At 71.5% G+C, this 8,040-nt stretch carries 7 protein-coding genes; all 7 read left to right on the top strand.

Annotated features, from left to right (window positions below):
* A partial coding sequence (gene ftsW / locus HY703_04750; GenBank protein ID MBI4544483.1) for a putative lipid II flippase FtsW occupies window positions 1-1,179 on the top strand: 1,179 nt, incomplete at its 5' end.
* Complete coding sequence (gene murG, locus HY703_04745) at window positions 1,176-2,303, top strand: undecaprenyldiphospho-muramoylpentapeptide beta-N-acetylglucosaminyltransferase (protein ID MBI4544482.1); 1,128 nt, start codon at window positions 1,176-1,178, stop codon at window positions 2,301-2,303. The genes ftsW and murG, both read left to right, overlap by 4 nt.
* Before the next feature lie 59 nt (window positions 2,304-2,362).
* On the top strand, window positions 2,363-3,772 hold the full coding sequence (locus HY703_04740; GenBank protein ID MBI4544481.1) for a UDP-N-acetylmuramate--L-alanine ligase: 1,410 nt from the start codon (window positions 2,363-2,365) through the stop codon (window positions 3,770-3,772).
* Window positions 3,769-4,527 (top strand): FtsQ-type POTRA domain-containing protein, encoded by a 759-nt coding sequence (locus tag HY703_04735; protein MBI4544480.1) that lies wholly within the window; start codon window positions 3,769-3,771, stop codon window positions 4,525-4,527. Before HY703_04740 ends, HY703_04735 begins: the two co-directional genes overlap by 4 nt.
* 1 nt (window position 4,528) lies before the next feature.
* Entirely contained in the window at window positions 4,529-5,758 is a 1,230-nt protein-coding gene (ftsA, locus tag HY703_04730) for a cell division protein FtsA (protein ID MBI4544479.1), read from the top strand.
* A 68-nt stretch (window positions 5,759-5,826) separates the two neighbouring features.
* The gene (gene ftsZ, locus HY703_04725; protein MBI4544478.1) at window positions 5,827-6,990 is read left to right on the top strand and encodes a cell division protein FtsZ; all 1,164 of its coding nucleotides are present in this window, start codon (window positions 5,827-5,829) and stop codon (window positions 6,988-6,990) included.
* 29 nt (window positions 6,991-7,019) lie between these two features.
* The coding region (locus HY703_04720; protein MBI4544477.1) for a M23 family metallopeptidase at window positions 7,020-8,040 on the top strand (1,021 nt) is incomplete at its 3' end.

Raw genomic sequence — 8,040 nt, 5'->3', positions numbered from 1 at the left:
GCTTGGGGCTCGGGTGGGGCGAGGCGTTGGGGGGCGGGCTGGGAGGGGCCGGTGCTGCTGGTTGTGGTGCTGGCGCTGGTGGCGTTCGGGGTCGTGACCGTGTACAGCGCGAGTGCAGTGATGGCGCAGGCGCGGGGGCTGGAGGACTACCACTTCGTGGTGCGGCAGGCGAGTGGCGGCGCGCTGGGACTGGTGGTTCTGGGGTTGGTGGCGCAGGTGGATCATGGTCGGCTGAGGAGCTGGGCGTGGCCGTTTCTGGGGGTAATCGTGGCGATGCTGCTTGTGCTGGTGCTTCCGGGTACGCGGGCGCTGGCGCCGGAGCTGAACGGGGCGCGTCGCTGGCTGGTGGCCGGCCCGCTGGTATTGCAGCCGTCGGAGCTGGCCAAGCTGGTGGTGACGGTGTGGACGGCGGCGCTGGTGGCGAAGAAGCAGGAGCGTTTGTTCAGCCTTTCGCGCGGACTCTTGCCGTTCCTGTTGGTCTGGGGCGTGGTGGTGGGCCTGATCTTCCTGGAGCCGAACCTGTCGGCGGCGGCGCTGGTGCTGCTGCTGGCTGCACTGGTGGCCTTCGCCGGCGGCGCGCGCATTGGCCATTTCCTGGTGCTCGGGGTGGTGGTGCTGCCGCTGCTCTGGAACCGGGTCGAGGCGGTCGGCTACCGGCTGCGTCGCATCACGGCGTTTCTGGATCCGGCGCACGATCCTGCGGGCGTGAGCTACCAGGTCCATCAATCGCTGATCGCGCTGGGGAGTGGCGGTCCCCTGGGGGTGGGTTTCGGGCGGGGCCAGCAGAAGTTCGGCTTCCTGCCGGAGCCGCACAACGACTTCGTGTTTGCCGTAATCGGCGAGGAGTGGGGTTACGCGGGGGTGCTGGTGGTGCTGGGCCTGTTCACACTGGTGGGGCTGGTGGGCTACCGCATCGCGCGGCAGGCGCCGGACCTGTTCGGCTTCTTGCTGGCCGTGGGGCTGACCAATCTGATCGTGGTACAGGCGTTGCTGCACATGGCAATAACGCTGGCGCTGGTGCCGGCGACGGGCGTGACGCTGCCCTTCATCTCGTACGGCCGCTCGAGTCTGCTGGTGTGCCTGGCGTCGGCAGGCGTGCTGCTGAGCATTGCGCGGGCTGGCGCGCGCGCAGCGGAGCGGTCCTCGGGCGGCGCTGCGGCGCGGGGACGGCGGTGGTGAGCCGGGTGCTGTTCGCGGGCGGGGGCACGGGCGGACACCTCTATCCGGCGCTGGCGCTGGCGGCGGCGCTGCGGGAGGAGCGTCCGGGCGTCGAGGTTCATTTCGTGGGGGCGCGCCGCGGCGTGGAGGCGGATGTGCTTCCCGCGCAAGGGGTGCCGCACACTTTGCTGCCCCTCGAGCCGCTGCGCCGCGACCGCGTGTGGCAGAACTGGAAGCTGCTGCCCGCGCTGCTACGGAGTGTGTCGGCTCTGGTGGGCGTGTTCCGCCGTTTCCGTCCGCGGCTCGCCGTGGGCACCGGCGGCTACGTGAGCGGGCCCGCCTGCGGGCTGGCGCTGGTACAGCGTATCCCCTTGGCCGTGCAGGAGCAGAACTCGTATCCGGGGCTGACGACGCGCTGGCTGAGCCGCTACGCGCGGCAGGTACACCTGGGCTTCCCGGAGGCGGCAGAGCACCTGCGGCCCGGTCCCGAGACGGAGGTGCTGGCGCTGGGGAATCCCATCCGGCCGCCCGATCCGTTGCTCGAGCGCAGTGCGTGCCGGCGGCAGCTAGGGCTCCATCCCGCAGGTCGCGTGGTGCTGGTGGTGGGCGGCAGCCAGGGCGCGCAGCCGATCAATGAGGCGCTGGTGGCGGCCCTGGAAGGCGTGGCCCGCGCGGCGCTGCCTGCTCGGCCGGAGGGGCTCGAACTGCTGTGGGCCACGGGGCCGCGGCACCTCGAGGACGTGCGCGCGCGGCTCGCGCCACTTGGGCCCCCTGCCTGGGTTCACGTGGTCGGCTATATCCAGGAGATGGGGACGGCCCTGGCCGCCGCGGACATTGCCGTCTCGCGGGCCGGCGCCATGGCGACGGCGGAGCTGCTGGCCTGGGGCATTCCGGCGCTGCTCGTGCCGCTGCCCACGGCGGCGGCGGACCATCAGACGTACAACGCGCGGGCGCTGGCAGCGGCGGGCGCGGCGCTCTGGCTGCCGCAGCAGGAGCTGACGCCGGAGCGGTTGTGGCGCGAGGTGGTGGCGCTGGTCTGGGACGAGGCGGGGCGTGCGCGCATGGCGCAAAGCGCGCGGGTGCGTGCCCGGCCGCAGGCGGCCAGGGAGATCGCGCGCCGGCTGCTGACGCTGCTGGAGGAGTAATGGCGGACGCGGTGGGGAACGCGGGCGGAGAGACAGTGGTGGCCGCACCTGGTCCCGGGATGGCGCTGCCGGACCTCGAGGCGCTGGTGCGTACCGGGCCGGTGCATTTCGTGGGCGTCGCTGGCGCCGGGATGTCCGCACTGGCGGAGCTGGTGTTGCGCCTGGGCGGCCGGGTGACGGGTTGCGATCTGCGACCGGGCGCGGTGGGAGAGGAGCTTCGCGGCCGGGGCGCGCAGGTGTTCGAGGGGCATGACCCGTCGCACGTGGCTGGCGCCGCCGCGGTGGTGACCACGGCAGCCGTTCCGCCCTTGCATCCGGAGCTGGTGGCGGCGCGATCGGCCGGGATCCCGGTGCTCAAGCGGGCCGAGGCATTGGGCGCGGTGGTGAACCGGGGTGTGGTCGTGGCCGTGGCGGGCACGCACGGGAAGACGACGACGACGGCCATGGTGACGTCGATCCTGGAGGATGCCGGGCTGGAACCGACTGGCTTTGTGGGCGGCCGCGTGCCCGCCTGGGGCGGCGGCCTGCGCCCAGGCGGCGGGCGGCTGTTCGTGGTCGAGGCGGACGAGTACGACCGCTCCTTCCTCAGGTTGCGGCCGCGCGTCGCCGTGGTAACCACGCTCGAGGCCGACCACCTGGACGTGTATGGCACGCTCGAGGCCATCCGGGAGGCGTTCCTCGAGTTCCTCGCGCCCGTGCCGGCGGACGGCCTGATCGCCGCCTGCGTGGACGATCCGGGCGCCCGCGCGCTGTTGGCCGAGGTGGGCGGCGCGCGGGGGCTGGGCTACGGACTGTCGGCCGGCGCGGCGCTGCGCGCGGTGGACGTCGAGTGCGGCGCCGCGGGCAGCCGCTTCCGGATCGAGGAGCAGGGCGGGCTGCTGGGTGAGCTGACCCTGGGCGTGCCGGGCGTGCACAACGTGCGCAACGCGCTGGGCGCTTTCGCTGCGGCGCGCCATGCCGGTGCAGGGCTCGAGGCCGCGCGGCGCGCGCTTTCGCTTTTTCGAGGCGTGGCGCGCCGTTTCACGGTGCTGGGGGAGGCTGGTGGGGTGACCGTGGTGGATGACTATGCGCACCACCCGACGGAAATCGAGGCTACGCTGGCGGCGGCGCGGCTGGCGTATCCGGGGCGCAGGCTGGTGGCCGTCTTCCAGCCGCACCTCTACTCGAGGACGCGGGACTTCGCGGCCGGGTTCGGCCGGGCACTGGCCGCGGCGGACGCGGCCTGGGTGACGGAGGTCTATCCGGCGCGGGAAGCGCCGATCCCGGGCGTGACGGGCGAGCTGGTGGCGGAGGCGGCGCGCGCTGCCGGCGCCGCGGACGTGCGCTATCACGGCGCACTCCCCGAGCTGGTCGACTCCCTGCTGGGCGGGCTGCGGCCGGGCGATGTCTGCGTGGCCATGGGCGCCGGCAACATTGACGAGGCCGCGCGCGAGTTGCTCGCGCGGCTGGGCGCGGAGGTGGGTGGGTGAGGCGGAAGCGCAAGCCCTGGTTGCGCTGGCTGCTGCTCGCGTCCCTGGTCGGCAAGCTGGGCGCGAGCGCGGTCATCACACCGCGGGTGCTGCGCGCGGTGGAGGCGTTCCGTGTGCGCCGCGTCGCACTGGTCGGCACCCGCTACCTCGGGGCTGAGGTGGCGGTGGCGGTAAGCGGGATCACGGCGGAATCGAGTGTATTCGACAACCCGGAGCCGTGGCGGGAGCGGCTGCTGCGGCACCCGCTGGTGGCGGATGTGAGAATCGAGCGGCAGCTCCCTGGCACGCTCGTCCTGGAAGTGAAGGAGGTGCAGCCGGTGGCGCTGCTCGCCACCCCGGAGCTGCGTGCGGTCGATGGGGCGGGCAACCTGCTGCCCATCGACGCGGCCGCGGCGGCGCTCGACCTGCCAGTGCTGCTGGCGCAGGGGGCGTACGGGGCCCGTCGTCGCCTGAGCGATGGTGGGACGCGTAGCGCGCTGGCCACGCTCGAGCGCCTCAGCCGCCTGGAGCCCGGGCTGGCCGCTCGCGTTTCCGAGGCGCATGCCCGCGCCGATGGCGGCGTGCGCCTGCTTTTCCGCCCGCCCCTCGAGGCGGATGCGCTGCTCCCCCCCGCCGCGGATGCCACGCGGTTCCAGCAACTGCGCCTCGCGCTGGCGGACCTGCGCGCGCGCGGCGAGCTCGAGCGGGTGCGGCGCATCGACCTGCGCTTCCGTGATCAGGTCGTCGTCTCCCTGGACCCTGGGCTGGGGAACTGAGATGCGGCCCAACATCGTTGCGGGACTGGATATTGGCTCGACCAAGACGTGCGCAGTGATCGGCGAGGTCACGAGCGACGCGGCGCGGCGGCGAGTGCTCAAGCTGCTGGGCGTGGGGCAAGCCAGGAGCGCCGGCGTGCGGCGGGAAGTGGTCACGGACCTCGAGGAGACGACTGCCGGCGTGCGCAAGGCGATGCAGGAGGCGGAGCTCATGGCGGGCGTCTCGCCCGGCCGGATCTATGCCGGCGTCGCGGGCGAGCACATCCAGGCGGGTCCGTCCACGGGCGTGGTGGCCGTGGTGGGGGAGGAGGTCGCGCCCGCGGATCTGAAGCGGGTGCACGAGGTGGCGCGGGCCGTGGTCGTGCCGGCCGACCGCGAGCTGCTGCACGCACTGCCGCAGGAGTACATCGTGGACCACCAGTCCGGGATCCGCGACCCGCTGGGCATGGCGGGCACGCGGCTGGAGGCGGAGGTCTACATCGTCACCAGCTCCGCCACCGCGACGCAGAACCTGCGCAAGGCGGTCGAGCGGGCCGGGTACCGCGTGGACGCCTTTGTCCACGAGCCGCTGGCCACGGCGCTGGCCGTGCTGACGGAGGACGAGCGGGACGTGGGCGTGGCGCTGGTCGATTTCGGCGGCACGACCACCGAGCTGGCGATCTTCCGGGAGGGGAAGACGCGGCATCTGGCGACGCTGCCCTGGGGCGGTGCGACCTTGACCAGCGACCTGGCCAAAGGGCTCTCCGTGCCCTTTGCGGAGGCGGAGCGGGCCAAGGAGCGTTACGGCATTGCCTCGGCGCAACTGGTGGACCCGCGCGAGACGGTCGAGCTGCCGGGGCCGGGGCCGGGCGCCAAGCGCCAGGTCGCGCGCGAGCTGATCGCCCACATCATCGAGCAGCGGCTGGACGAAGTGTTGGGCCTGGTAGCGCGCGAGATCGAGAGTGCGGGCGAAACCGGCCGCCTGGGCGCGGGCGTGGTGCTGACAGGCGGGAGTGCGGCGCTGGCAGCCGCTGTGGACCTGGCGCAGCACGTCTTTGGACTGCCCGCGCGCATCGGCGTGCCGGCCGAGGGGCTGACCGGACTGGCCGACTCGGTGCGCGGGCCGAAGTTCGCGACCGCTACCGGGCTCGCTCTGTACGGCGCGGGGACGGCGGGCGAGGCGGGGGTCTTGACGGCTTTCGCGGGCGGCGCAGTCAGCCGGCTCGTCGCCTGGCTGAAGGAGTTCTTCTGACAGCGTTGTTGTTACAACCAGTCCGGGGCCCGCGGTCGCCCCGGCCACCCAAAGGAGGGTGAGCCATGATGATCTTCGAATTCGAAGAGGCGGCGGCGCAGAACGCCCGGATGAAGGTGCTGGGCATTGGCGGCGGGGGCGGCAACGCGGTGAACCGCATGATTGATGAGGACCTGGAGGGGGTCGAGTTCATCAGTGTCAACACGGACGCGCAGGCGCTGAAGCACTCGAAGTCGCAGATCAAGATCCAGATCGGCAAGAAGCTGACACGGGGGCTGGGCGCGGGCGCGCGGCCGGAGATCGGGCGGCAGGCCATCGAAGAGAGCAGGGAGGAGGTGCAGCGCGTGCTCGAGGGCGCGGACCTGGTCTTCATCACCGCGGGTATGGGGGGCGGCACGGGGACGGGCGCCGCGCCGATCATCGCGGAAATGGCCCGGGAGCTGGGCGCGCTCGCCATCGGCATCGTCACCCGGCCGTTCCTTTTCGAGGGGAAGAAGCGGATGCGCCAGGCGGAGCAGGGGCTTGCGGAGCTGCAGCGCACGGCGGATACTGTTATTGTCGTCCCCAACGAGCGACTCCTGTCCGTCGTCGGGAAGGGTACTTCTTTCCGAGATGCGCTAAAAAGGGCAGACGAAGTCCTCCTCCACGCCACCCAGGGGATCAGCGACCTGATTCACGTGACCGGCGAAGTGAACGTGGACTTCGCCGACGTGCGGACGGTCATGGCCAACCGCGGCCCGGCCCTCATGGGGACGGGCTTCGGCAGCGGCGACAACCGCGCCATGCAGGCTGCGCAGGAAGCGATCTCCAGCCCGCTGCTCGACAACCTGTCGATCCGCGGCGCGGCTGGCGTGCTGATCAACATCACGGGTGGCATGGATCTTACCATCGACGAGGTGACCACGATTGCCACCATCATCCAGGAAGCGGCAGGCGAGGACGCTGAGATCATTTTTGGCGCAGTGCATGAAGCGGAGCTGGAGGGCGAGGTGCGCGTGACCGTGATTGCCACGGGGCTGGTCATGGAAGAGGCGCCCGTGCGGGGTAACGGGCTGCGGCCGAGCTTCCAGGCCAGGCGAGCGCCGACACCGGTGCTGGCGGGCGCGCGCATGACGGCGACGCCCGCGCTGGCGGAGGCCGTCCCTTTCCCACGGCCGCCGCACCATCCGTTGACGCGCTTCGAAGTGTCGGACCTGGATATTCCGACCTTCATCCGCCGGCAAATGGACTAGCGCCATTGGATCCGACAGGGGAAGGAAAAGTGAACGCATATCGAGCGATGGGGCTCGTACTGCTCTGCGGCTTCGGGTTCGGCGCGTTTTCCATGGTGCTGCCGCGCGAGCCGCACGGCGCGCGCGAGAACGCGCCGCTGCTGGAAGCCGTGTATGCCGCGCCGGCAGAACGGGTGGACACGCACGTGCTGCGCGGCGGCGAGAATCTGACCAAGGTGCTGGGGCGGTCGGGCATCACCGGGACCGAGCTGTGGGACCTGCTGCTGGCATTGCGCGAGCACAAGGACCCCCGCTGGCTGGTGAGCGGCACGGAAGTGACGGTTCGCCGCTGGGCGGCGACGGACGAGCTGCGCTCGATTGACGTGCGGGTCAATGCGGACAGCACGGTGCGTCTGGCGCGCAGCATCATTGGCTGGAGCGGCGACCTGGTGCTGGCTGCCATTTATGTGGACACCGTCTACATCGCGGGCACGATCGAGGCCGGGCGCACGCTGTACGAGGCGATCGCGATGGACGACGAGCTGACGCTGTCTGCGCGGGAGCGCGCGCAGGTGGTGGCGCAGCTAGCCAACGACATCTACGCCTACCGGCTGGACTTCTCGCATGACATTCGCCCCGGCGACCGCTACCGGCTGGTCTACGAGCGGGAGCGGCGCGAGGATGGCAGCACGCGGCGGCGTCGCATCCTGATCGCGGAGATCGAGAACCAGGGGCGGACGTACTCCGCCGTACACTTCGATCTGGGGAAGGCGGGCGGCGGCTATTACGACCGCGATGGCCAGTCCTTGTGGCTGGCGTTCCGGCGCTCGCCGCTCGAATTCTCGCGCGTGACGTCTTCTTTCTCGTGGAACCGGTATCACCCTCTGCTGGGCATCTACCGTGCGCACCTGGGCACCGACTTTGGTGCGGCGTACGGCACGCCCGTGCACGCTACGGGGGACGGCACGGTGGCGTTCGCGGCGCGCGACGGCGGTTACGGCAACGTCGTCGTCCTGCATCACCCTGGCGGCTACAGCACGCGCTACGCGCATCTAGGCCGTTTCGCGGCGG

The organism is Gemmatimonadota bacterium (assembly GCA_016209965.1).
Taxonomy (GTDB): domain Bacteria; phylum Gemmatimonadota; class Gemmatimonadetes; order Longimicrobiales; family RSA9; genus JACQVE01.
Note: the sequence above shows the minus strand (reverse complement) of the source record. Positions and strands in the feature narration are given on the sequence as shown.